Here is a 24,628-nt window from a genome sequence, read left to right on the forward strand (position 1 = left end):
CCTCGCAAAATTTTTAGTTCCCTTCAGCTCCTCACAGTCAAGTCAGGCTCTGCTCTCAGCCCCGGCTCACATCAGCCGGATTCCGGCCCGAATCACGTTCAAAATTGGGTGGTAAATGATGCCCAGCAGAAAAATCAGAAAGATGAACACCGCGTCTGCGATAAAAAACAGGCGGTCAAATCGCGTGTCCTCCGGTTTCACGTCCATCATGATAAACCGGACCTCCTCCCACGCCGGCCGCACCCAAATTGCCAGAATCGCCGGCACATAGTACAGCGCATTCAGCACGGTAGATGCCGCGATTGTCAGCAGCACCACCGCCATAAAGGGCGACTCCAAAGCGGCTTCGGAGAGATACAACTTGGACACAAATCCTCCCAGCAGAGGAATACCGATCATGCTCAACGCTCCCACGGTGAAACCCACGCCTGCGGCCACATCCCGATAGGCGCTGCCGCGCAGGTTTTTCAGCGACCGGTGATGTCCGCTGACCGTGGAGAGTCGTCCGGCACAGATAAACAGCAAAGGCTTACAGGCCGCATGAACCAGAATGTGGAAGCATGCCGCCGCCACGCCAGCCTCGGTTCCAAGCCCCAGTCCCATGAAAATATACCCGATCTGGGCAACCGAGGAGTTTGCCAGCATCCGTTTCACATGATACTCCCGCATAGCCGCAAGTGACCCGAAGATCATTCCCAAAAGGCCCAGCGTCAGCAAAATATTGCTCACACCTACCTTCCGCATCAGCTGCAGTCCGAACACCCGGGTTATCAGCGTGATGAGCAGCACAATGTACCCCTTCAGCACCAGTCCGGACAAAATCGCGGAGGACGACGTAGTGGCCCCGCCGTGAGCATCCGGCAGCCACAGATGGAAGGGAAACATGGCCCCCTTGATTCCCAGGCCCACCACCATCAGCCCGATGGACACGACCAGCGGCCTTTGATACTGCCCCAACTCCGCCAGAATCGCCACCGCCTTCGCCAGCGGCTCCATCAGCAGATACCCCGTGACGCTGTTGAGCAGCGTCAGTCCGATCAAGAACAGTCCGGACCCCAGTAGGCTCATGAACAGGTAGCGAATCGTTGCGATAAGATTAGGTCCCGTGTCCTTGGCCATCACCATGGCGCAGGCCGCGATGGTCGTAATCTCAATGAACACGTATCCGGTAAACATGTCGTTGGTGTAAACCAGCGCCAAAAGTCCCGCCATCAGAAGGTCGGTCACGACAAAGTACAGTCCCTGCTTTTCCGGCAGAATATCCTGGAACAGGCTATGGCCGCCACCCAGCAGCGACAGCCCCATCACAATGGCAAACGCCGTTGCCAGCAGCGCCTGAAGGGGCCCTGCCTTGATGGCGTTGCCGTAGGGTGCGGCAAACCGCCCCATAGAGTACACAAAGCTGACATCTTCCGTGTAGAGAAAGTACAAAAGCACCACCGACAGTACGGCAATTACCGCCGTCATCATCAGTGCCAGCCGGTAGACCTTTCTCCCATCCTGAATGACCGCGGACAGCACACCGCAGATGATGGCAATAAAAATGCAGATAAAAGGGAGGTTTTCATAGAAAGGCCGCATCAATCCTCCTCCTTTTTAGCCCGCTCCAGCAGCTCACGCAATTCAATCGTTCCATAGTGCCGGTATATGCGTTGGATCAGCGCCAGAGAGAATGCCGTCACACTGACGGAAACCACAATTCCGGTCAAAACCAGACCGCTGGGGATGGGGTTGATGTACAGCGATGCGTTGGCGCTCCCCTCTTCCACGATGGGGGCGCCGTGTCCTTCGATGTATCCGAGGGAAGCCAACAGCAAAAACACTGCGGAGTCCATAATGCTGAACCCGACGACCTTTTTCAGGAGGTTCTGCTGGAGCATTATGTTCAATAGCCCAATACCGAACAGGATCACCGCCACCACGGCGAATCGATTCTGTGAGATTGCCTCCAGCATCAGAGCTTCCCCCTTTGAAACATGGTGTAAAATCCGTAAATGGTGCAGGCCACCACCAGGCCCACAGCCAGATCGATCACCGTCATCATCCACTCCATCTCCACCGTGATTCCGTTGGCCCCCGCGAAGATGTAGATGCCGTATGTCAGCGCATAGGCCATTAATCCCGCGATCCGCACTCCGTCGTACAGCCTGCGGGTCAGCAGCCGGCTCAACTGCTCCGATCCATAGGCGGCAGAGTACAAAATGAGTCCTCCGCCCAGAACCGCGCCGCCGGAAAATCCGCCGCCCGGCGAGGTTTCTCCGTTGAACAGCACGTACAGCGAAAACAGGAGAATAAACGGGGACAGCAGCTTCGCTGACTTTCGCAGGATATTGTCCGGGTGGGTCCGCTCGATGGCGTCCTCCCTCCGGAGTCTGAGCAGCGTCTGCTCGTCGGTGTTGTTCCCGTCCCGCTGCAGCAGCATCATCACGCTGCTCACTGCCAGAAACAAAACGCAGCTTTCGCCCAACGTATCAAACCCGCGGTAACTCAGGATCATGCCTGTCACCGCGTTTGTTGCGCCGGTTTCCTCCTCGGTATATTCCAAATAGTGCCGAGACACCTCGTTGTTGGTGGGATTTCCCGGCTGCCCAAAGGGCGGGATGCAGAGCACCGTCGCAAACAGGATAGCGATCAGCGTCAGGCAGAGAAAGCTCGCCGCCAGCGGATACAGTCCAAGAAATTTTTTCAGCCGCAGCCGTTCCCGCTCCTCATGGAGTTCCTGCGGCGCATGGGCGCGTGCCGGCCGCCGGTCCATCACATACTGGGTGGTTGGGTCTCTGGCTACGCTGTCGCCGTTGACCCATTCGGCAAAGCGCCTCCACCGGCTCTTTTCCTTCCCGTCACTCATCCTGTGTCCCCTTCAGTGCCCGGATTTTTTTCAGCGTCAGGAAAAAGAGAATCCCGCTGATACCCGTCCCCACCGCGGCCTCCGTAATGGCCAGATCCGGGCTTTGCAGAATGCTCCACAGCACCGCTAAAATGACTGAGAACGCCAGATACACGATTACCGTCGCCAGCAGACGCTTACAAAGCGGAGCGGCCGCCGCGCAGATCACAAGACCCGCCAGCAGAATATTTTCCAATACCGTCATCGTCTCTCCACCTTACATTCTGACTTGAGATTGGGGCTGGTCACCGTCTCTACCTGGGCAATCAGATGACTCGCCACTGGACTCGTAATCCACATAAACACCAGAATCAGCAGCGCTTTCAGCGAGGACAGCGTGGGCACGTGGAACAGAATCACGCCCACCAGTATGCAGAAAATTCCAAGCGCATCCCCCACGGCGGCGGCGTGCATCCGGTTCAGCACATAGTCGAACCGGTAAAGTCCCAGCACCGCCGTAAAGAACACGAACACGCCAAACACCAGAAATATCAGTCCCGCAGCACTCAGGATGCTATTCGCCATGTTCCTCCGTCTCCTTTTCTTCAGGCTTGGATCCCGTGCATTTCGCCTTCCTCCAGTGGCGGACCAGCACCAGCCGCGACATCACCACCACGGTCAAAAAGCTCAAAAGGGCATACACCAGCGCCACATCCACCAGAAAATCCTCTTTCAGCCGAACAGACAAAATGGCGATGATCGCTACTGCTATCGTATTGATCATGTTGACGGCGATCACCCGGTCAGTGAATCGGGGTCCGATCACGGCCCGCACCAGCGTTGCCAGAATCAGCACCGCAAGCAGGACCGCCGACGCCGTCAGCGCCGCGTTTTTCAGGTCGGTCATACGCCCCCCTCCAGTTCCCGCAGTTTCCGTTCAAACTCGCTGTGCTCCAGGCCCTCGGCCAGAGATGCATCCAACGCGTGGACGCACAGCAGATTGCCCTCCTGCGATACGGTAATGGTCCCCGCGGTCAGAGTGATGGCGTCGCCGAGGGCGGCTCGGGCGCTCTCGCTCTTCAGATCCGTCCGAAACCAGATGAGCCGCGGCTCCATATTCCGTCCTTTCGTATAAATAAGACGCATCACAACCAGTCCCGCCCAGAGCATTTCCTTCAGAAGATAGAGCAGATACAGGATTCCGCCTCCCACCTTTTTGAAAGCTCGCAGGTCCGCGGCAGGGCTGTATCCCAGCGTCCGGCAGGCCAATAAGTACAGCGCTGCGGAAACCGCCGCCCCGATCAAACAGATTTCAAGGTCAATCCTCCCCGACAGGAGAATCCACAAGCCAAACAGCAGAATTGGCAAGCCGTCGCCCCCCCTCTCAAACGTTCAAGCCGGTCAGTCTCACAGCATGGCGTCCGCACCGCGCTTTTTTTTCGCGTAATCCTGCACATACCGCATAAAATTCCGCGTTACAGGGGACACGGACTTCAACTGCGGCACACCCATCCCCAGAATACGGTACTGCGGCGGGTCCAAAGGCATGGCCACCGCGTCGTTCTGATAGTTCCTCAGCAGCAGCTCGGGCAGAATGGAAACCCCCAGTCCCGCCGTCACCAGGCTGATAATGGCATAGTCGTTACAGGCGGAAAATCGGATATGAGGATAGTGCTCCAGCCGATCCAGTACGTGATGGACCTCGTAGTCATAGCCCGCCAGCGGCATAATAAACTGCTCATTTTGAAATGCCTCGATGGGTACGGCGTCCCGCTCCGTCAGCGGGTGTCCCGGCGGCAACAGTGCCAGCAGCTCGTCTCGGCACAGCGGCAGCCAGTCGAAGGGCCGGTTTTCTCCGCCGGTGTACAGGCACATATCCGCCTCGTGATTGTCCATCATGGCGTCGATGCGATCCGCTCCGCCCTCGATAATCTGAATCTCTACATTTGGATAGTCCTTTTGAAATGCGCTGATAATGTTGGGAAGCCAGTAAATGGCCATGCTGGAAAAAGAGGCAATCCGGATATGGCCGGTATCCGCACCCTTAATCTTTGCAATACTCTGTTCCAGACTCTCGTTGGTATTCAGCAGCTGCCGGATAATGGGCAGCAGCATCTCCCCCTCGGAATTGGGAAAAATACCGGATGAAGTCCGAATCATCAGGGGAAAACCCACCTCGTCCTCCAGCGACTGCATCATATGGCTGATGCCGGACTGTGTATATCCCAGTTCCTCCGACGCCTTTGACAGGCTCCCCAGTTCCACGGCACGGACGAACGCCTCGTACTTTTTGATATTCACGCTATGCCGCCCTTTCATGTTTCATAGTACAAATCAGACATTCTCTAATGGCTATTCTTATGTTATCGTATCTATGCTAGAAATGCAAGAGCTTTCTACGAAAGCCGTGCAACCGATGTATCGGCTCGTTTTTCTCATACAGGGCAGGCCGTTTTTCCGGTTTTGACAGGGTCGGAAATTTGCGCTTGCCCACCCCTCTCACAAAAGGAAGCCGCTGTTATCGCACAGCGGCTTCCTTTTGCACATATTCCCTTTTTGTCCCGCATAGGTTTCCCGCAAGGGGGAATGTTTAAATGACCATTCATGTGGTAAATGCCGGCGAATCGGTTGATTCCATCGCCGCAAAGTACGGTGTCGATCCTTTCCGGCTCGCTGCGGACAACGAGGTCCCCGCCGGGGGCGCTCTCGCTGTGGGACAAACTCTGGTCATCCGCTTTCCAAAGCTCGTTCATTCTGTCCGCGCGGGGGATACGCTCACCTCTATCGCCACCGACTACGGCGTTACCGTCCGCACCCTCTATCAAAACAATTGGAGTCTGGGTGGTCTTCCCACTCTGGACGTGGGGATGGACATCGTGATCTCCTATCAAGAACCGCCCATCGGCTCTGCTGCTTTCAACGGCTACGCCTATCCCTTCATCAATCATCTGCTGTTGGATTCGGTTACGCCGTATCTCTCCTATCTCACGCCCTTTACTTACGGTATTACGGCGGAGGGCACGCTCCTTCCCCTGCAGGACGACGCGCTTCTTCTCTCCGCCCGGGAGCACGGCGCCCGCCCGGTCCTCCATCTTTCCTCCTATACGGAAAACGAACAGTTTGACTCAGCCCGCGCCACCATGGTCCTGACGGATGAAGCCGCTCAAAACCGTTTGATCGCCAGTATCGAGAAGCTCATGCGGGATAAGGGCTTTGCAGGAGTGGATGTGGATTTTGAATTTCTCCCCGCCGCCCTTGCCACACCCTACGCGGAATTTCTCGCCCGCCTCCACCGCGTCTTCGGCGCTCAGGGCTATTTCGTCTGGGCTGCTCTGGCTCCCAAGACCTCCTCCAATCAGCCCGGCCTTCTGTATGAGGCCCACAACTACTCCTCCATAGCCTCCTCGGTAGATGCCGTTCTCCTCATGACTTATGAATGGGGATATACATATCTACATCTATGCTATAAGTAACAAATTGCCGGGACTGATGTATTGTAACGAAGAAATCAGTGCTAAGCCATTCTACAAACAAATAGGCATTTCATGTCCTTGAAAACAGAACAAGCCGGACGCCATGTGGCGCCCGGCTTGTTCTATTGGAGGATAGAATGATGAAAAAAGCTCTTGCAAGACTTATAATACACACTTTCTGTTAAAATTATAAGCATGCTCCTGTAAATTTTAAATAATAAGATTCCAAACGGTATCGCGGTATCGCTTATACAACCAGGAAGTTGCCCATTAGAGACCTCACGTAATTTTTGAAAACAAACTGGGAACGGTTCTGCAAAAAGCGATCTGGCTATGAAAATCTGTGACAGCTGCGGCGCAGGGGATAACCGTTCGATCAGTCCGCCCCCTGCGGAATCACCTTCAAATCATCACCGGGCCTGACGGTTCCGCCAATTAAAATTTTAATAAAAATCCCTTCCCGGGGCATTACGCAGTCGCCCGCCGCTTTGCGGATGGCACAGTCGTTGTGACACTCCTTGCCGATCTGCGTGACTTCCCCGACGACGTCACTGCCAAGCCGCAGCTGTGTTCCCACGGGAAGCTTGTACAGGCAGATTCCCTCGGTTAGAACGTTCTCTGCAAAGTCGCCGTGTTTGAGCGGAAATGAAATTTTTTCCTGCACCTTCCGAACGCTTTCCACGCCCAACAGGCTGACCTGACGGTGCCAGTTTCCCGCGTGGGCGTCGCCGACAATGCCGTGATCGGCCCTCATCGTTACTTCCGGCACCTCATGCTTCTGAATTCCCTTGTGCTCAGAAATGCAGACCGCAATGATTTTAGCCACTGTGCTTTCCTCCCATTTCATGGTGATGCTGGTGCTCCCCGCAATCCGAAGACCAGCCGCGCAGAATCTCCACGCCGTGCCTGAGCGCGGGCAGTACCGCGCCGAGACATTCCCGGGCAGCCTTTTCACTGCCGGGACAGTTGAGAATCAGCGTATCCCCACGAATACCCGCCGCCTCTCTGGACAGGCAGCCTCTGGGCGTAATCTGCAGGGACTTTGCACGCATGGCTTCCGGAATGCCGGGTGTCTCCCGTTCGATGACCGCTCTGGTCGCCTCGGGCGTAACGTCCCTCTTAGAAAAACCTGTGCCGCCGGTCGTGGCGACCAGACAGACGCCACGTTCATCGGAGCAATCGATCAGCTCTTTTTGAATCGTTTCAAGGTCGTCCGGAATCACCGCCGTATAGACAATCTCCCAGCCGTCCGCCCGCAGCATTTCGCAGATGGCCGGACCGGAGGTATCTTTGCGCAGGCCCTGGGCGCCTTTATCGCTCATGGTGATGACCGCCGCCGTATATTTCATGGAATCAGCCGTCCTTTCTGAGAAATTCGCCGGACTTGCCTCCGGTTTTTTTCAGTAAACAGATTTTTTCGATGACGATATCCCGCTGCACAGCCTTGCACATGTCGTAAACCGTTAGCGCCGCAACCGAGACAGCCGTCAGCGCCTCCATTTCAACGCCGGTGGCACCGGCGCATTTTGTGGTCGCATAAATCTCAACGGCCAGCTGCTGCTCATCCATCTGAAAGTCCAGATCCACGCCCGAGAGAAAGATGGGATGGCACATGGGGATGATGTCCGCGGTGTGCTTGGCGCCCATGATGCCGCCGATCTGCGCAGTGGTGAGCACATCTCCCTTCTTCAGGCCGCCAGACTGAATCAGCCGAAAGGTCTCCTCGTTGACCAGAACCCGGCCATAGGCCACAGCCATACGGACGGTATCCGCTTTCTCCGACACATCCACCATTCTGGCTCTGCCGTGTTCGTTGAAATGTGAAAAGTCCTCCAAAATTTAACCTCCGATCTGATTCATATCCCGGGCAGACCCGGCGTGCTCCTCCGCGGTCAGGACGCCGTGCTGGGCGGGCTTATGGGCAATCGCGGTTTCCAGCCGATTCCGAAGTGCTTCCCCATGCAGACCGCGCAGAGAAATTTCCTCGGTGGAGAACAGGCAGGGCTTCAAATACCCGTCGGATGTCAGGCGGATGCGGTTGCATTCGCCGCAGAACAGATGACTGATCGGGCGAATCAGCCCCACGCTGCCCGCCGCACCCGGTAGACGGTACAACTCCGCTACGCCGCTTTTCTCCACGCTCTGCAGCTGAGGAACTCGCTCCAGCACGGTTCCGCACGGGAGATAAGCTTCCGCTCCGAACGGGCTGACGTGCCCAATGGGCATCAACTCGATAAAGCGCAGTTCGATGGGATATTGCTGCGTGAGTGCGACAAGATCGGGAATCTCATCGTCATTGAAACCGCCAATCAAGACCGTGTTGATTTTGAGCGGGGTCAGCCCCGCCTCCATGGCGGCTCGGATACCGGAAAGCGCATCCTCCAACCGGCCCAGCCGGGTGATCCTGCGATATTTGTCCGGGTTCAGCGTGTCCAGACTGATATTCACCCGGTCCACACCGGCGGCCTTTATTTCCTTCGCCATCGGTGCCAGCAGTGTGCCGTTGGTGGTAAAAGCCAACTCAGACAGATTGGGAAGGCTTGCCAGCTCCTGAAAGAGGGAGAGAATACCCCTGCGCACCAAGGGCTCTCCCCCGGTGATGCGGATTTTCCGAATGCCCAGCCCCACCGCCTCCCGGGCAATTTCAGCAATCTCCTCCAGAGAGAGAATGTCGCAGTGGGACTGCTTGACAACGCCCTCTTCCGGCATACAGTATACGCACCGGAGATTGCAGCGGTCGGTGACTGAGATGCGAAGATAGGTAATCTCCCGCCCATAATGATCTTTCATATTGATTCTCCTTGCCCGCAGGACGCGCCCAAAATTTCCGCCTGCATCGTGACACTGTCCACAATTTCATGCATATGCTCGCAGCTTCCGCACAGGGAAAGTCACTGCGGCAGTCCGTGTGCCTGCCGCAGAGGATCTGTCAGTTCCTGTTCCGGGGTCAACCTTAGCGCTGTTCCCATCGTATCACAAACCAGACGCTGTGTATACCCCGTGTCCAGATGCCGTACCGTAACCCCCTGTAGTTCTTCCATCGCCCAATATCTCGCCGATGGTCGCGCGGAGGATGACTGGAATCTGATACGCCCGAATACATTCTTTACCCACACTGCCGGAAAGCAGGGAGGTTTGATCCCGATCCAGCCGCAGGACCATCGTCCCGGTTCGGAATATAATGGCCGTGTTCGCCTTTGAAATTCCGATGCAGACATCCCTCATTCTTACTCATGACGTCCGTTAGCTTAACCCTCTTTCCAGATAAAAATCGGCATCGGAGGTTCGCCATGCCGGTTGCTCCATTCACAGCACAAAACCGTATAGGCGCGCTCATCTACGGTTTTCAAATGCTGTAGGACCGCATTTTTCTCCTCATATCCGTTTTCTTTTCCATAGTAGAGCGCAATTGCCATTACACCGCGAGGCTTTAGAAGGTCAAGCCCCGCATCAATTGCCAGAATCGATGATTCCGCTTCGGTAAAAATCAAACGATTTCCGCCAGGCAGCCGCCCGAGATTGAACACAATACAGTCTACCGTTCCCGCTTCGGCATACCGTTCCATGTTGGCATGACTGTCCAGAATTACATCGGCCTGCAGCCCCTCTTGCTCCAGCAAAGCATTCGTCTGGCTGACAGCCTCCTGCTGGATATCAAAGGCAAGCACATGACCGCTTTTCCCCACCAATTGACAGAGCAATGCGGTATCCCGCCCTTTACCCGCTGTTGCATCAATGCAAAGCATGCCTTCCCGCACATTTTGCTTCAAAAATTCATGCACCATGGCCAGTGTATTGAGTTTCATTTGATGCGCCTCCCTGTGCTTCGGATAAGCTCTATTATAACAAATATACAGGAAATTGCATCCATGGAATAATCTCTGAAACGGCCCTAAAATACCTTCCTTTACAGGACTTTTTGTGGTAAAACGCCCCGTGAGAGAATCAACTCCCACGGGGCGTTCTTAAACTACCAACTGATGGGTCCCAGCAATGCCAGGAATTTCTGTCCCAAACCCAGCCGCAGCGCCAGCAACGGCAATAGCATTTACACCACATAAAGTGCGTCGACTTTCATCGGCGACGTACTCCGGGTGTATAGCCATTGCAATAACATTATATTCAATTAGGGCCTTTGTGGTTCTTAAGCAGGCGCCGCGGGAACCCGTCGGACAGATCGGTCTGCAAAGTCGTTGTCAAAACACAACCCAATTAAATATACTTATATCGGGGGTGGTTCAATGTACAGCAAAATAGCGGACATCTATTTTAACGTATTTGACAGCGAGACGGATGAATACATGGGGCACTCGCGTTTTGCGCTGACGCAAAGTTCGGAACGCAAATTGCTCGATCTTCTCAACTATAATATAGTTCCCGATACCCTTACACTCTTGGACGTAGCTTTGTCTGATACCTCCAAAAACTATATTCCGCCAGCACTATTTAAAAAGAACAGTCGAATTTCAACGCTTTATATCGACGCAGTTGATACCTATTCCGGAAGGCTTGTCCCCATTGAAATCGTAATAAGTTATGATGTTATTGCAAGAGGGCACCTGTCTGAAAACCCATATTCTTTTGAGAGCGTTGAATTGGGGAATATAAAAATTTTGAACATTGATTTCAAGGATATCTAATGCAATATCAGTCCAACTAGAATATAGTCGAACGCAAAAAAACCCCGGAGCCTACCGTCTGGTAAGCTCCGGGAATTTTCATTTATTATACTGCCGTCTCCACTTTTTCCAACGCCCAGCCGGGTAACGACGGTGCTGACGGGCTTCGTGATAACTTTCACCCTCATACTCATCCGCCAGCCTCCACATGAACCATGCGACCGGGCCAAGCCTTTGGGTTAACGTACTTGAAAACCACTAGCCCTGATACCATAGAGGGGTTGTAAGAAGCCCGTGTGATCGTTACGGGGCCAGTCCAAAATGCACCTTGTCTTCTGCACAGAGTGTAAAAGTGCCGGGAATCACCAGCAAAAAACTAAAAGAATATCGTTCCGTTTGCATCTGTCAGCATTCTCTTGCATCTTTAAAACCCTTTTGTTTTCATTCTTTTGATTTTTTCCCTGCTGTGTGCGGTGACGGTCTTGTCTACCGCTTTTACAGGACAGATCTTCTATTTTGACAGTGCCCGTGTTTACCACCGCGGCCCACTTTTATTCATACCGATGTCCATGCAATTTGTTATGATGGTAATTGTTGAGGGATTTTTGATCAGTCAGAGGCAAAAAATTGAGGCAAATTACTTCCGGGCTCTTATGCTGTTTCTTGTTGCTCCGCTGATCGGATGGGCGCTGCAGCTTTTCATATTCGGACTTCCGTTCTCACTACTCGGTATTACCTTTGCAGCGTTGATCCTGTTCACTAATATTCAGAACCGCACTATGGACAAGGATTATCTCACCGGAGCATTTAACCGGCAAATGCTTGACAGCTATATGCAGCATAAGATTGATGCCGCTTCGCGGCAAGAAACATTTTCAGCAATTCTGCTTGATATTGATGATTTCAAATCCATTAATGACCGCTTTGGCCACTTCGAAGGAGATATCGCACTCATTAATGCTGTTCGCGTTCTACGTGATTCTGTGGGACGTAACGATCTTGTAGCAAGATACGGCGGAGACGAATTCTGTATTATCCTCCAAAAAAATGATATTAAATCAGTTGAAGGTACAATAGAGCGAATTGGCAAAAATCTTTCCACCTTTAACCAGAGTGAAGGAAAGCCATACAAGCTCGGTTTCAGCATGGGCTATGCAGTATATCATCCTTCTATCGGGAACACCGCAGAATCATTCTTTAGAGTAATTGATCAAAAGATGTATGATCATAAAAATTACCGAAAGAATAAGGTCACTCTATAATAAGACATGAATGCAAGCAACTATCAGTTCTATTATGATTTAAGCGGGAGCCTGTCGGCTCCCGCATTTTTTCATTATCCCTCAATGTCAATATCAAGCTTTTTGGCAATGTCCTTTGCGGCGAAAATAGTAAGAGTGGTCGCACCTGCTCTGCTTGCCAAAGTTGCAATCCTAAGAATTGAATTAAGCCAATAGCAGAAGGGAGAAGCAATGGCGGAACAAATGCTCCACCATTGCTTACGGTTAGCCTTGTGTCTTTGTATAATTCAAAACATCCCCTTCTTCTATGATCTACTTTCACGTGCCAATTCTCAAGGAAGGTCTGATTACGCGTGCAAGTATTACAACTGCTTTAGCGCGGGTCAGATTGTCATCCATACTGAATATTATTGCAGTATTTCCGTTTACGATGCCAGCACGATTGCACGTAGCAATATCAGCTGCAATAAACTCGTACATTTCATCTTTGCTAACGCCACTAAAGTTTGTAGACTTCTTGATCGGGACGAACTCATTTGAAGGTAATGAACAGATAGCTGGCACATCTCAGCACGAGATTAATCAAATTTAGAAATTTTGCATAGCCAAGATGGGGCTGGCAGGAACTATTTACATTAAAAGTCACGCCATTGAAAACGGCCATTCCATGTATGAGCATAATAATCCGTCGCAATCCCTGAATAACTTGAAAAATGCCGATCATAAGTCACATGTCCAAACCACTTAGAACCAACATAGGTATTATCGCCATTGTTCGTATAACTCTTGCGATCTTAAATCTGGAATCCAAAACCAACTCTGCCATCGCCTCGCCCTGCTTGCCGATGGCAATGCTAGCCCCGAAAAACTGTATTTTGTAAAATTACGATTTTCCAAGCTAAGGGACCAAAGGTGCGGAATAAAAGTTACCGTCTTCTCCACGTACTGATATCTCTTCATAAGGAGGTGCAAGGAGCAACTCCATATGTCGGTTATTGTCCAGTTTTAAACCAATCCCTGTCACCTCATGTTCTTTATTATTTACAAATATGTATCTCCTATAAATTGGAAGAATCAACACCTTTTTATAAGATGACAAGCATACCGACTCCCCATCCCCATAATGTCCGAGGACAATGAAGTATTCATCATATTGCCGCGTATCAATTACGGAAAAGGCATCAATATCGTGCCCAGCCTGCTCCATAGCCCATCTAAAGGCGTCTTTTGAAATACTATTTTCATTAACGGGCCGAATCATCAGTACACAGAGCAAAACTCCGGCAAAGAATATGACCAGATAATAATACCGACGAATAAATCTCATTTATCATCTGCCTCATCCCGCAGACGCATGGTTGTCACTGGACTTAGACAGCGGTGACACTCATGCTTCTGCATGTTCCATAAGATTTAAAGAAGCTATTAAAAATTTGCCGTCCCTGACTAAGGTTCCCATTGAGAATATTACACTGACACATACCATCATAAAATGTCTGATTCTTATACTCCCATTATGTGCATCTCCTGATGCAACAATGTGAGCACCTTCATCGTAATCAACGCTATTACTATTATAGATTGCTCTTATACTTTCTCCGTATCTGCGGCTTTCGAGAGAGACATAGTCAATACTACTGACTATCTTTCCGCCCACAAGAATACCCATTGAAATCAAAATGGATTGCACTGCGCTCAATTCCGGAGCAATCAAGCCAAGTGCAACAGAAAATCCGGAAACAACCTACGTCACACTGCCTCCAAGAAAACCTACGTTTACCTTTTGTTTAACTAAATCACCGGGAGTATTGTCTCGGACAAAAACTTGAGCTGTTGGAGTGAAGTAAAAATCAGTACCAATTTGCGACCGAAATGATAGAACCATTCTCAAGCGTACACGGATTAGAACAGGTGTCCTCATTATCCACTGCAAACGCGGGAACACACAGCGTTATGCACATAACCAGTGCCAGAGCCAAACTCATAATTTTTTTTCATGCTATACCTCTTTTCTCATTTTATAAAGAATCTGCCGGAATAGAGATATGCAGAATGTCTCTGCTATAATACTGACTGCATTGGTCCGCTCCTTTCGTGCCCCCGGTGGTGTGGGATCTGTAAATGTGCATCAAAAGCCACAAGCCTCTGTGCAGGAAAAGGATGACAGTCAGGTCACTGTATATACCGCGGGCGGTATAGATCATTACATTATGGAAAACAACGAGGTGCTAACGGCTACTTGGTTTGCTGATAATTTGGAATGCAGCATTATGGGCGAGATTTCGGAATCGGACATGGAGGCTATGATCAGTTCTATTAATGAGGAGTAGATTGAATTGAGAAAGCTTTATTCAAAAGATCTATCTCTGCTTCTGGTTTTGCTCTTTACATTCAGTCTTTGCGTCCCAGCAAGCGCCAGTGTGCCTGTCCTTCGTTCCAACAGATATTTAAATTCATATGACGGCATAGTCACCCGCGAAGGTGGCGGGACAATCAAAATTTCTTTTACTGTCATTGGCACCCGTGTTATTGATGAAATTGGCGTAAGTCAAATCGTTGTGGAAAAGCAGAGCGGAAATTACTGGGTTCCTATGAAAACGTACAATAATACGAAGAATCCCGAACTTTCTACTACAAACGATTATTCTTATGCCAACTATGTCCTGTATAATGGAGAAGCTGGCGCTGTCTATCGCGCTGAAATCACCGTATTTGGAAATACGGATTACCGAACAATTACAACCTCATCTCAGAGGGCTTAATTATCTGGGAACAAGGCGCTCCGGCTATATAGCCTGAGCGTCTTTCCTTTTAAATGCGTTTTAGCCGTAATACCGACCGCAAGAGGGCCTCCGCAATTTGGATTTTTACAATAATCTAAATCTGTGGAGGCTTTTATGACAACCATAAACTTGCGGGACTATTACATAGAAGATCAGACTATCGAGGTTTCAGATGAAATGGCCGAGGCTCTACGCTCGGACAAACTGTATGAGACGGCCCATCAGCGGCGTGTCAAGCGCAACCAGGAGCATTATGTCATCTATGCGATGGAGGCTTGCGGCTTTCCTCCCGAGGATATTCGGCGTGTGGTCGGTGAGCTTTACTATGTTTTTGATATGCGCGGGCCTGAGGAGGCCAAGGAGCATTTCCAAAACAGCCCCTATTAGCTTTGAGACACTCTGTCTCAAGAAGAGGATAAGCCAAAGGCCGGCATCCGCAAGGGTGCCGCCCTTTGGCGTTTCCCCATAGGACAGGGGGAATACAATTGATAGTTGTGTTTTTAATTACGAAGGGAGGGTGCAATGGCCGACACCAAATGCAGCGAGGAATACACCTTATCAAGTTGATAAAATCAAGCTCCTTGTCACGCCCGTATACAAGGAAAAGGGCAAGCTGCTGCGGGATATTCTTCTGAAACTGATGCTGGCCGATTTAGAGCCAGCTTAAACGATTCCATCGACATTCTTAAAGAGGCGGTAGACAGAGGTAAAACATTGGTAGGATAAAACCTCTTATTTGACTGCCGGGAAGGAAGATATTTTGAAACAGTCAGACAACAAAAATTACGCAGAGGGTACCGCCGCACTTTATTGTCGCTTGAGCCACGACGACAATATGGACACGGAATCCAACAGTATTTCAAACCAGAAAAAGACACTCCAAAAGGTCGCCAAGGAAAAGGGCCGCACCGGCACGACGATGAACGCCCCGACTACCAGCGCATGATCCAGGCAATCGAGGCGGGCTATATTTCGGCGATGTTCGTGAAAGGCTTGTCCCGGCTTGGACGCAACTACATTGAGGTCGGTAAGCTGACCGAGGAGTTTTTCCCGCAGCATGATATTCGGCTGATCGCCGTTTCTGACGGTGTGAACAGCGACGAGGGCGAAAATGAGTTTACTCCATTCCGCAATATCATGAATGAGGTATTCGCATAAAGAATGGTAGAATACTTAATATAGCAAAGAGCACGGCATCGGCTGCCTGAAATCCGCCAGACTGATCTGACCATTGCTGTATTTGTACATTCCCATCACTCCGTGTGTAAGTATTTTGGCCACATCCGACCTTTTTTCTTACATATAGTATATCATAGATGGGCATCAAAGTCTTGTGCTGCAATGAGCTCCGAATTATTCAGTGAACATTAAATATAAGTCTTTAAGTGAAAAAGTAGACCATTTAAGTGTAAAGGCTCATTTTTGTATTGATTGGCATTGTAAACCTTTTTTCAGATATGTCCCACCAGGGAATCGCCAACATCCCGGGCGACTTTTTGAGCCTTGTGGGCACTTCAGCGGCGGCCATCTGCTTCGCATCCGGGTCGGGGAGATCAAAAAGCCTGCAAAAGGCACGAGCCTCTCCTTTGTTTCCTCACAGATGGGTGCGGGGAAAAGCTTTGCCATTCTGAAATTTCTGGACCAGATCGGTGCGTTTGCTGGTCCTGTCCTACTTTTCGCCGTTTTGTGCCAAGAAGTATTTTACCAAGCGGTTAGGCATGGGATTGATAAGGCATAACAGAAAATTTAGTTGACAATATCTAAGCGCCGACATATGATGTATCCGAAGTAAATATTCGGTAGGTGCGGCTACCACAGGGATACGGATTGCTGCCGCGGAGTAGTGGAGACACTATGAGAAGGTCAGCAGTCTATGTCGAAGCAAGGCATAGACTAATGCAATTTCAAGGTGAATGATCACCACGCCCTGTGATGCTAAAGCTTGAACGATGGTAAATCAGCGGTTTCGCCGTCTGATTAAGTGCGCGTCCAATCAGGAGTTATTGGCACGTCGCTTCTTTGGAAAATCTTGCCATTGCTTTGAGCAATGACAAGATTTTTTGTCCCTACAGAAAGATTTGCAGGACTATTTCATTTTACGGAGGTGAAAAAAGTGGACGCAGGGAGTAGCAGCGGCATAAGCCCGGAAGGACGAAGTCAAAATCACAGATGTGCCTCAGCAGACAAGTGCGCAGGTTTATTCTGCGTCTACTTTTCTGCCGCCTTCTGATAAATCAGACTGTCATCCGGTTTATGTCTTACTTCCACATATTTACCCGGCAATTTGCCGAAAATGCGAAGGAGGTATAGACTGATGAAGAACAAAAAAATTACTGCGCCAAAGAGCGCGGCGAATGCAAAAAAAGCTGACCACACAGACAGAAGACTTTATGAGACCTCATTTATCGAAGAAAACGAGGTTTTAAAGGAACTAAATACTTCTTTTCGGGGTCTTGGAGAGGACTGGGTAGAGGAAATGCGCGACCTCTACGGCGCAAACAGAATCTCACACGGAAAGAAAAATCCTCTGGCAAAAAGGCTTTTCGAATCCTTTGTGAATCCGTTTACGGCAATTCTATTTATTCTCGCTGCCGTTTCCTTTGTCACGGATGTGCTTCTGGCTGAACCCGGCAGCAAAAACCCGGTGACCGTTATCATCATCCTTACCATGGTCATGATCAGCGGGCTTCTCCGTTTTGTGCAGGAACTTCGCAGCGGCAATGCCGCCGATCGTTTAAACCAGATGGTTAAAACCACCACAGCCGTGGAGCGGCAGGAAAATGGGCGGGAAGAAATACTGCTGGAGGATGTTGTTGTCGGAGACATTGTCTACCTGGCGGCCGGGGATATGGTACCGGCTGATGTACGGATTCTCCGGGCGAAAGACTTGTTTGTCAGTCAGGCGGCCCTGACAGGCGAGAGTGAGTCGGTGGAGAAAACAGCAGGTGTCGTCAAGCGGGGAGAATATGATACCGTAACGGAATATCATAATCTTGCTTTTATGGGCAGCACCGTCATCAGCGGTTCGGCGACCTGCGTTGTTGTCGCCACCGGCAATGATACGTTCTTTGGCGCGATTGCAAAAGGACTGACAGCAAAGCCTGTCCAAACGAGTTTTGAAAAGGGCGTTAACTCCGTTTCCTGGATATTGATCCGCTTTATGCTTGTCATGGTCCCCGTCGTGCTGTTTATCAACGGCTTTTCGAAAGGAGACTGGCTGGGGGCGTTCCTGTTTGCCATTTCCGTGGCGGTGGGCTTGACCCCTGAGATGCTGCCAATGATCGTCACTACCTGCCTGGCAAAAGGTGCGGTGGCAATGTCCAAGAAGAAAACCATTATCAAAAATCTAAACGCCATTCAGAATCTCGGTTCTATGGATGTGCTGTGTACGGATAAGACGGGCACATTGACGCTGGATAAGGTCGTCCTTGAGTATCATCTTGATGTGCACGGCAATGCGGATACCCGGGTGCTTCGACACGCTTTTTTAAATAGCTATTATCAGACCGGACTCAAAAATCTGATGGATATCTCCATCATTGAAAGAGCGGAACAGGAAAGCACGGAAGAGGCCGGCCTTCAGGAACTTTCGACCAACTATGTGAAGGTGGATGAAATCCCGTTTGACTTTGAGCGCCGCCGGATGAGCGTTGTCGTGGCGGATAAAAGCGGAAAGACGCAGATGATCACAAAAGGTGCCGTTGAGGAAATGCTCTCGATCAGCAGTTATGCGGAATACAGGGGCAAAGTCGAGCCGTTGACCGATTTGATTAAAAGCGAGATCTTATCAACGGTCGACCGTCTCAACGACGAGGGAATGCGTGTGATCGCCGTGGCGCAAAAGACCAATCCGTCGCCGGTCGACGCATTTTCAGTGGCGGATGAGGCGGATATGGTTCTGATGGGATACCTTGCGTTTCTTGACCCGCCGAAAGAGACCACGGCCGCAGCAATCCGGACATTGAACGAGCATGGCGTTGCAGTCAAAATCCTCACCGGAGACAATGACCGCGTCACCCGCTGCATTTGCAGACAGGTGGGGCTGCAGGTAGACAACCTTCTGCTCGGTTCGGATATCGAACGAATGTCTACTGATGAACTGAAAAAAGCAGTCGAAGTCACCAATGTCTTTGCCAAGCTGTCGCCACAGCAAAAGGCGGATATCGTGTCAACCCTTCGGGAAAACGGTCATGTCGTGGGGTATATGGGCGACGGTATCAACGACGCCGCCGCAATGAAAGCGTCCGATGTGGGTATCTCAGTTGATACAGCCGTGGATATCGCGAAAGAATCAGCGCATGTTATTCTGCTTGAAAAGGATTTAATGGTACTGGAAAACGGAATCGTTGAAGGCAGAAAAACCTACGCTAACATGATCAAGTATATTAAAATGACGGCCAGCTCAAACTTTGGAAATATGTTTTCCGTTCTCGCCGCGAGCGCTTTTTTACCGTTCCTCCCGATGGCGCCAATCCACTTGATTTTGCTGAACCTGATATATGATATCTCCTGCACCGCAATCCCCTGGGATAGCGTGGATCGAGAGTTTCTCAAGGTCCCCAGGAGGTGGAATTCTTCTTCAATCAGCAAATTTATGGTCTGGATTGGGCCGACGAGTTCCGTTTTTGATATCACGACCTACCTGCTCATGTACTTTATCATCTGTCCCATGATGTCCGGAGGACAGCTTTTTCATCACATCACAAACGTTTCGAGTCAGGATTACTATATCGCCCTGTTCCAATCGGGGTGGTTTGTCGAGTCCATGTGGAGCCAGACCCTGGTCATTCACATGCTTCGCACGCCGAATATTCCCTTTATACAGAGCAGGGCGTCGCTTCCGGTTATTGGTCTTACCTTTACAGGAATCGCGGTACTGACTGCAATTCCCTTTACGCCGTTCGGCGCGGCAATTGGCCTTACCGCTCTTCCTGCAGCGTACTTTACTTGGCTGGCACTGACGGTTGCGTGCTACATGGTGCTTGCCACCTTGCTCAAGACGATTTATATCAGAAGATACAGGGAGTGGCTGTAAAAAACGATTGCCCATAGTGACACAGTTTTACCTTGTCTCCAAAAGTTCACAAACAATTATTATGTACCGTTATCATAGATAAGAGGTGGCACTATATGTGTCACCTCTTGATTTGCAGGCCTTCAGATCATTGTTATAGCATCATTGTGTGCTGAACACAGACATATTGGCGAGGATGACGTTACGGGCACGTCCTGACCCAACCGCTGTTCGCGGCTCATCGTTGCAAATTATGTTGCAACTGCAATTTTGTGCTTTCCAATTTGCTTATACATGCACAATCACAAATCAGAGTATCCCTGTTCTGATCGTATCTAGCAGCCTGCAACGCTATGGCATTTTCTGCGTTATACAGCAGTGCAATGCTTTCCAGAGGCCTTTTACCGTATGCATTGAGTGAGGTGTTTTCTATGACATGACGATTGTAGTTTGTAAATATAGCTAGTAACCACATCTAAAATTGTAGTAACTATGGGGAAAGCATCCCGGATTTTATGCTGTAATCCCCGCAGTTTGTTTAAGACTGCGCAAATACATTATATTACATATCGGCAATTTTGACAAACAGATAAGTATGAATTGTCCACAAAATTTTAAAAAGCGTTAAAAAGACGTTAAAAATGTCTTTTTCTACCCTTGGGTTATAGAAAGCACTGGACCGTTTTCACGCGTTTGGCGTTCTAATCGCCGTCAAAATTATAGTCATGCACGAAAGGAGAAACATTATGCCAAGAAGGGGCGAAAATGTTTACAAGCGTAAGGATGGCCGCTGGGAGGGGCGAATTCTTAGGCCGGACGGAAAGTACCGATATGTTTATGCGAAAACATATAAGGAAATTAAGGAGAAACAAAAAAACTATGAGAAATATCGGAAGCCACAAGCTGACAAAATAGACTGCCCGGCCGCATTTGCGGCCGGGTTGTTTGACTGCTGGCTGAGCGGGGATATCCTGAATCAGGTAAAACCATCCACTTATGAAAACTACTACCGCTGCATGAAGAATTACGTGATTCCCTTTTTTAAAACAGCCGGAAACGAAAATCTGTCGGAAATTACGGCAGCCGGATTTACAAAGCACATAAAAGACCATTCTGCGCTTTCCGAATCCTACAAACGGAAAATTCTGATAATTTTTAAAACGGCTCTTAAAGAAATCCTGAGGGGCTCTCCTAAGCTTTCTGCAATAATGGACACTGTTAAACTCCCAAAAGTGGGGAATAAAGAGGTGCAGGCATTCTCAATCAACGAGCAGAGGTTAATTGAAAACGCAGCCTATGGTTCAAATGATAAACGTGCACTCGGTATTATCCTGACTTTTTACACGGGCATACGGCTGGGAGAACTATGCGCTCTGAAATGGGGTGATATTGATTATGAAGCCGGTATCATGTCCGTCACAAAAACAGTAGCCCGTGTGAACCGCTTTCAGCCAGAGGGGCACGGGGGTACATTGCTGGTGGGAACGCCGAAAAGTCAGAGCTCCATACGGAAAATCCCCTTGCCCGAATTTCTCGTTGACATGTATAAGAAATATATGCAGTTCCGTATGAATGAAAATTGTTACCTTATTTCCGGAACAACTGAACCGGAAGATCCCAGGGCGTATCAAACACTCTATAAAAAAGTGTTGGCAACCGCCGGTGTAAATGATCGTAAATTTCACGCAATCCGACACACTTTCGCAACGCGTGCGATGGAACTTGGCGTTGACATCAAAACACTCAGCGAAATATTGGGACATTCGAGTGTCTCAACTACACTTAACATATATGCACATTCCCTCATGGACCAAAAAAAAGTTGCAATGAGTAGATTTAATGAACTGCATATAACGCATATGGCAAGCACTTTGATCGCCGTCAACATTCCAGTCATAAATTCATGAAGTCAAGCAATACCAACAAATATTCATCAAATAGCGCAGTCTTAAACAAACTGCGGGCTGTAATTATATTCAATTATATTATGGCACAATGTGGAGCTTCTATTCAACGTTAATCAGGCTTGTAAATTTAGGGATTTGGTGCTCCTGAATTTAATTAAAAAATAATTCTGAGGAAGTGAGAGCTTGAATGTATTAAAGGAAATTTCAGCTGACAGTGAAGACGCAATGAAGGGCAGGTTTCTGACATTTCTGATTGGCGATGAGACTTATGGCATCGCGATTGAAAATGTCATGGAAATCATCGGAATACAGCCGATCACGGAGATGCCCGAAATACCGGATTATATCAAAGGGATTATCAACCTAAGGGGCAGCATCGTTCCGGCCATGGACATAAGGCTGCGCTTCAAAAAGCCGGAAACAGGCTACACAGAAAGAACCTGTGTCATTGTTATCCGTATCGGCGGTATGTCAACCGGATTGATTGTGGATTGTGTATCTGAGGTGCTACCAATTCCGGATGAGGAGATCTCCGCGATGCCGGAAATCAAATCGGGTGACAGACGGGGGTATGTAAGAAGCATTGGAAAATTCGAAAATCGTATCATATTGCTGCTCGACTGCGAAAAGCTGCTGAATGAAGTTGAGCTTGAAACTGTCTCGGCACAGTTGTGATTATATTGATCAGTCCAAAGTTTGAGACACAATGATTCAAGCACCATACTGTGTCTCCTGAACAGTGTAACACTCAGCCCTTGGAGAGGGGCTTAAAAAACTACTACTCAATAATACAGGGAAATGAAAAAATGAAAAAGCGTTTTGAAAATATGAAGGTATCACGAAAGCTGTCAACCGGATTTATGATTATCGCTCTTCTTGGAACGGTTATTGGTATTGTGGGCATTTTTAACCTGCTCAAATTCTCTAACGATCAGCAGGTGACCTATGATCAATGTACCTTGGGAATAAAATACGCTTCCCAGGCAGAAACGGATTTTATGGCTCTTGGGAAGGCAACAAGCGGACTACAAATCAACTTAAATAACGTGGATGCAAAAGAGCAGTACATTGAAAAAGTCGAAGGCTATATTGATGCAATGGAATCAGATTTTAAGGCATATAGCAACACGGTTTCCAGTGATGCGGACCAGAAGAACCTGGACGCTGTTAAATCCGCATATGCTACTTACCTGGAAATAATAAACAAAAACCTGTCCATCGCCAAATCCGGTGGAACATCTGATGATATGATGGAAAATATGTCTCAGGCGGCTTCCGTTGCCAACGACGCGGCCAAAGCGTTCGACTCCCTCACGGAATATAACGCCACCCGTGCTCAAGAAAACATCGCGGCCAGCAAAACGTCTGCAATCTTATCAATCTGCCTGATGATCGCCGTAATTTTGATATCCTTTGCCATTTCTTTTATCTTAAGCCGTTTTATATCGGGCATGATCAGCAAGCCCATGCAAAAGTTCGCGGCGTTTGGCGAGTTGCTGGCAGTCGGTGACATTGATGCAAGCAAAGTTCTGAACAAAGAAGACTTGCAGTTGAAATACAGGAAAGATGAGATTGGAACGCTTGCCTTAGCCTTCAATAAAGTGATGGAGAGTACCGCCGAGCAAGCTCATAAGACTGCGGCAATTGCGGAGGGTGACCTTACCACTGTCATAACGGTAAGATCTGAATTTGATGTCATGGGCAAAGCGCTCTCCGACCTTGTGGCAAAATTCCATGACCTCGCGGCATCCATTGTCACATCCGCCGATCAGGTGGATGCAGGCGCAAAGCAGGTGGCGGATTCCAGTACAGCACTTTCTCAGGGTGCGACGGAGCAGGCCAGCTCCGTTGAGGAACTGTCGGCATCTATGGAGGAAATCACCTCGCAGACGACGCAAAATGCTGAGAACGCGCAAAAAACCAATGTGCTGACAATGAATATACAAAAGGACGCAAATTCCGGCAACGCGCAAATGGTGGAAATGCTTCGCGCTATGGATGAGATCAATACTTCTTCTGTTAGTATCAGTAAAATCATTAAGGTAATCGACGATATCGCTTTCCAGACAAATATTCTGGCGCTCAATGCGGCGGTAGAGGCGGCCAGAGCGGGAAGCGCGGGCAAGGGCTTTGCCGTGGTGGCCGAAGAAGTCCGAAATCTCGCGGGCAAGTCCGCACAAGCTGCAAAAGAGACGACGGAGCTGATCGAAACCTCCATACAAAAAGTGGATGCCGGTACGAACATCGCAAAAGAGACGGCGGGCGCGTTGGGCAAAATTGTGGAAGGAGTTTCGCAGGCTGGGGAGCTTGTCGGAGCAATCGCTACTGCTACAAACGAACAGGCGGCGGCTTTGGAGCAGATCAATCAAGGGATTGTTCAGATATCGCAGGTTGTTCAGAGCAACGCGGCCTCTTCCGAGGAAAGCGCGGCGGCCAGCGAAGAGCTTTCTGCCCAGGCCGACAGCCTGAAAAAATATGTCAGTGTATTCAAATTAAATAAAAATTCTACCGTTGGGAAAGACGAGTCGATTTTGGACGAAGAGTCAATGAGGAAAATCCCGTACCAAACAGCGTCATCCAAAGCGGCAATGCCTTTCGCGAGCAGCGGCGCGAAAAAATATTAACAGTAAAACCGGACATCGGTACAAACGCAGGCGTGGGATGCTGATTGCACCAACACCCCACGCCTGTAAAACATTTTGTGGAGTATATAGACATTTGATTAATTCCTTTGTGCTTATATCGATACTGACACATTGTACCA

Annotated in this window: 28 protein-coding genes and 1 riboswitch; of the genes, 13 read left to right on the plus strand and 15 right to left on the minus strand. The window is 49.6% G+C overall.

Annotated elements, in window-relative coordinates; translation table 11 throughout:
• Positions 1 to 66: 66 nt before the first annotated feature.
• From ABWQ15_RS04650 to ABWQ15_RS04685, 8 genes are read right to left on the minus strand one after another with little or no spacing between them, the layout of a single operon-like run.
• Positions 67 to 1,581 carry a complex I subunit 5 family protein gene (locus tag ABWQ15_RS04650; protein ID WP_353907659.1) on the minus strand — a complete coding sequence of 505 codons (1,515 nt, stop codon included), beginning with the start codon at positions 1,579 to 1,581 and terminating at the stop codon, positions 67 to 69.
• Positions 1,581 to 1,955, minus strand: a complete 375-nt coding sequence (locus tag ABWQ15_RS04655; RefSeq protein WP_353907660.1) for a sodium:proton antiporter — start codon at positions 1,953 to 1,955, stop codon at positions 1,581 to 1,583. The genes ABWQ15_RS04650 and ABWQ15_RS04655 overlap by 1 nt, the downstream gene beginning before the upstream one ends.
• Positions 1,955 to 2,848 carry a hydrogen gas-evolving membrane-bound hydrogenase subunit E gene (mbhE, locus tag ABWQ15_RS04660; protein WP_353907661.1) on the minus strand — a complete coding sequence of 298 codons (894 nt, stop codon included), beginning with the start codon at positions 2,846 to 2,848 and terminating at the stop codon, positions 1,955 to 1,957. Before mbhE ends, ABWQ15_RS04655 begins: the two co-directional genes overlap by 1 nt.
• Positions 2,841 to 3,092, minus strand: a complete 252-nt coding sequence (locus tag ABWQ15_RS04665; RefSeq protein ID WP_353907662.1) for a Na(+)/H(+) antiporter subunit B — start codon at positions 3,090 to 3,092, stop codon at positions 2,841 to 2,843. The genes mbhE and ABWQ15_RS04665 overlap by 8 nt, the downstream gene beginning before the upstream one ends.
• The gene (gene mnhG, locus ABWQ15_RS04670) at positions 3,089 to 3,412 is read right to left on the minus strand and encodes a monovalent cation/H(+) antiporter subunit G (protein WP_353907663.1); all 324 of its coding nucleotides are present in this window, start codon (positions 3,410 to 3,412) and stop codon (positions 3,089 to 3,091) included. Before mnhG ends, ABWQ15_RS04665 begins: the two co-directional genes overlap by 4 nt.
• A complete protein-coding gene (locus ABWQ15_RS04675) occupies positions 3,402 to 3,734 on the minus strand; it encodes an MrpF/PhaF family protein (protein ID WP_353907664.1) in 333 nt (110 codons plus the stop codon). The genes mnhG and ABWQ15_RS04675 overlap by 11 nt, the downstream gene beginning before the upstream one ends.
• Positions 3,731 to 4,195, minus strand: coding sequence for a Na+/H+ antiporter subunit E (locus ABWQ15_RS04680; protein WP_353907665.1), 465 nt, complete (start codon positions 4,193 to 4,195; stop codon positions 3,731 to 3,733). Before ABWQ15_RS04680 ends, ABWQ15_RS04675 begins: the two co-directional genes overlap by 4 nt.
• Positions 4,196 to 4,234: 39 nt before the next feature.
• Positions 4,235 to 5,128, minus strand: a complete 894-nt coding sequence (locus tag ABWQ15_RS04685) for a LysR family transcriptional regulator (protein ID WP_353907666.1) — start codon at positions 5,126 to 5,128, stop codon at positions 4,235 to 4,237.
• Positions 5,129 to 5,421: 293 nt separating this feature from the next.
• Between ABWQ15_RS04685 and ABWQ15_RS04690 the strand changes: the two genes are divergently transcribed.
• The gene (locus ABWQ15_RS04690) at positions 5,422 to 6,300 is read left to right on the plus strand and encodes a LysM peptidoglycan-binding domain-containing protein (RefSeq protein WP_353907667.1); all 879 of its coding nucleotides are present in this window, start codon (positions 5,422 to 5,424) and stop codon (positions 6,298 to 6,300) included.
• A gap of 376 nt (positions 6,301 to 6,676) precedes the next feature.
• On the opposite strand, the gene ABWQ15_RS04695 is transcribed toward ABWQ15_RS04690, so the two are convergent.
• The 6 genes from ABWQ15_RS04695 to mnmM all read right to left on the minus strand — a co-directional run bounded on the left by ABWQ15_RS04695 (position 6,677) and on the right by mnmM (position 10,106).
• On the minus strand, positions 6,677 to 7,126 hold the full coding sequence (locus ABWQ15_RS04695) for an MOSC domain-containing protein (protein ID WP_353907668.1): 450 nt from the start codon (positions 7,124 to 7,126) through the stop codon (positions 6,677 to 6,679).
• The gene (locus ABWQ15_RS04700) at positions 7,119 to 7,649 is read right to left on the minus strand and encodes a MogA/MoaB family molybdenum cofactor biosynthesis protein (RefSeq protein WP_353907669.1); all 531 of its coding nucleotides are present in this window, start codon (positions 7,647 to 7,649) and stop codon (positions 7,119 to 7,121) included. The genes ABWQ15_RS04695 and ABWQ15_RS04700 overlap by 8 nt, the downstream gene beginning before the upstream one ends.
• A gap of 4 nt (positions 7,650 to 7,653) precedes the next feature.
• Positions 7,654 to 8,139, minus strand: coding sequence for a cyclic pyranopterin monophosphate synthase MoaC (gene moaC / locus ABWQ15_RS04705; RefSeq protein WP_353907708.1), 486 nt, complete (start codon positions 8,137 to 8,139; stop codon positions 7,654 to 7,656).
• Positions 8,140 to 9,090 carry a GTP 3',8-cyclase MoaA gene (gene moaA / locus ABWQ15_RS04710; RefSeq protein WP_353907670.1) on the minus strand — a complete coding sequence of 317 codons (951 nt, stop codon included), beginning with the start codon at positions 9,088 to 9,090 and terminating at the stop codon, positions 8,140 to 8,142.
• A gap of 101 nt (positions 9,091 to 9,191) precedes the next feature.
• Positions 9,192 to 9,341, minus strand: a complete 150-nt coding sequence (locus tag ABWQ15_RS04715) for a hypothetical protein (RefSeq protein WP_353907671.1) — start codon at positions 9,339 to 9,341, stop codon at positions 9,192 to 9,194.
• A gap of 207 nt (positions 9,342 to 9,548) precedes the next feature.
• Complete coding sequence (mnmM, locus tag ABWQ15_RS04720; protein WP_353907672.1) at positions 9,549 to 10,106, minus strand: tRNA 5-(aminomethyl)-2-thiouridylate-methyltransferase MnmM; 558 nt, start codon at positions 10,104 to 10,106, stop codon at positions 9,549 to 9,551.
• A gap of 435 nt (positions 10,107 to 10,541) precedes the next feature.
• Between mnmM and ABWQ15_RS04725 the strand changes: the two genes are divergently transcribed.
• Positions 10,542 to 10,940 (plus strand): hypothetical protein, encoded by a 399-nt coding sequence (locus ABWQ15_RS04725; protein WP_353907673.1) that lies wholly within the window; start codon positions 10,542 to 10,544, stop codon positions 10,938 to 10,940.
• Positions 10,941 to 11,401: 461 nt separating this feature from the next.
• On the plus strand, positions 11,402 to 12,181 hold the full coding sequence (locus tag ABWQ15_RS04730; RefSeq protein ID WP_353907674.1) for a GGDEF domain-containing protein: 780 nt from the start codon (positions 11,402 to 11,404) through the stop codon (positions 12,179 to 12,181).
• A gap of 877 nt (positions 12,182 to 13,058) precedes the next feature.
• Here the strand turns inward: ABWQ15_RS04730 and ABWQ15_RS04735 are convergent.
• Positions 13,059 to 13,487 carry a hypothetical protein gene (locus tag ABWQ15_RS04735; protein WP_353907675.1) on the minus strand — a complete coding sequence of 143 codons (429 nt, stop codon included), beginning with the start codon at positions 13,485 to 13,487 and terminating at the stop codon, positions 13,059 to 13,061.
• Between the two features lie 718 nt (positions 13,488 to 14,205).
• On the opposite strand from ABWQ15_RS04735, the gene ABWQ15_RS04740 reads away from it, so the two are divergent.
• From ABWQ15_RS04740 to ABWQ15_RS04785, 10 genes are all read left to right on the plus strand, one after another.
• Complete coding sequence (locus ABWQ15_RS04740; RefSeq protein ID WP_353907676.1) at positions 14,206 to 14,490, plus strand: DUF4367 domain-containing protein; 285 nt, start codon at positions 14,206 to 14,208, stop codon at positions 14,488 to 14,490.
• A 6-nt stretch (positions 14,491 to 14,496) separates the two neighbouring features.
• A complete protein-coding gene (locus tag ABWQ15_RS04745) occupies positions 14,497 to 14,922 on the plus strand; it encodes a hypothetical protein (RefSeq protein ID WP_353907677.1) in 426 nt (141 codons plus the stop codon).
• 135 nt (positions 14,923 to 15,057) lie between these two features.
• Positions 15,058 to 15,330, plus strand: coding sequence for a hypothetical protein (locus ABWQ15_RS04750; RefSeq protein WP_353907713.1), 273 nt, complete (start codon positions 15,058 to 15,060; stop codon positions 15,328 to 15,330).
• Positions 15,331 to 15,703: 373 nt separating this feature from the next.
• On the plus strand, positions 15,704 to 15,889 hold the full coding sequence (locus ABWQ15_RS04755; RefSeq protein WP_353907678.1) for a recombinase family protein: 186 nt from the start codon (positions 15,704 to 15,706) through the stop codon (positions 15,887 to 15,889).
• Positions 15,886 to 16,101, plus strand: coding sequence for a recombinase family protein (locus ABWQ15_RS04760; protein WP_353907679.1), 216 nt, complete (start codon positions 15,886 to 15,888; stop codon positions 16,099 to 16,101). The genes ABWQ15_RS04755 and ABWQ15_RS04760 overlap by 4 nt, the downstream gene beginning before the upstream one ends.
• A gap of 202 nt (positions 16,102 to 16,303) precedes the next feature.
• The gene (locus tag ABWQ15_RS04765) at positions 16,304 to 16,681 is read left to right on the plus strand and encodes a hypothetical protein (protein WP_353907680.1); all 378 of its coding nucleotides are present in this window, start codon (positions 16,304 to 16,306) and stop codon (positions 16,679 to 16,681) included.
• A 50-nt stretch (positions 16,682 to 16,731) separates the two neighbouring features.
• Positions 16,732 to 16,905: riboswitch (M-box (ykoK) riboswitch) on the plus strand.
• Between the two features lie 352 nt (positions 16,906 to 17,257).
• The gene (gene mgtA, locus ABWQ15_RS04770; protein WP_353907681.1) at positions 17,258 to 19,978 is read left to right on the plus strand and encodes a magnesium-translocating P-type ATPase; all 2,721 of its coding nucleotides are present in this window, start codon (positions 17,258 to 17,260) and stop codon (positions 19,976 to 19,978) included.
• Positions 19,979 to 20,703: 725 nt separating this feature from the next.
• A complete protein-coding gene (locus tag ABWQ15_RS04775) occupies positions 20,704 to 21,864 on the plus strand; it encodes a site-specific integrase (RefSeq protein WP_353907682.1) in 1,161 nt (386 codons plus the stop codon).
• Between the two features lie 225 nt (positions 21,865 to 22,089).
• Positions 22,090 to 22,539, plus strand: coding sequence for a chemotaxis protein CheW (locus ABWQ15_RS04780; RefSeq protein ID WP_353907709.1), 450 nt, complete (start codon positions 22,090 to 22,092; stop codon positions 22,537 to 22,539).
• A gap of 131 nt (positions 22,540 to 22,670) precedes the next feature.
• A complete protein-coding gene (locus ABWQ15_RS04785) occupies positions 22,671 to 24,488 on the plus strand; it encodes a methyl-accepting chemotaxis protein (protein ID WP_353907683.1) in 1,818 nt (605 codons plus the stop codon).
• Positions 24,489 to 24,628 lie beyond the last annotated feature (140 nt).

This window comes from Oscillibacter sp., from assembly GCF_040505565.1.
In the GTDB taxonomy this organism is placed as follows: domain Bacteria; phylum Bacillota; class Clostridia; order Oscillospirales; family Oscillospiraceae; genus Oscillibacter.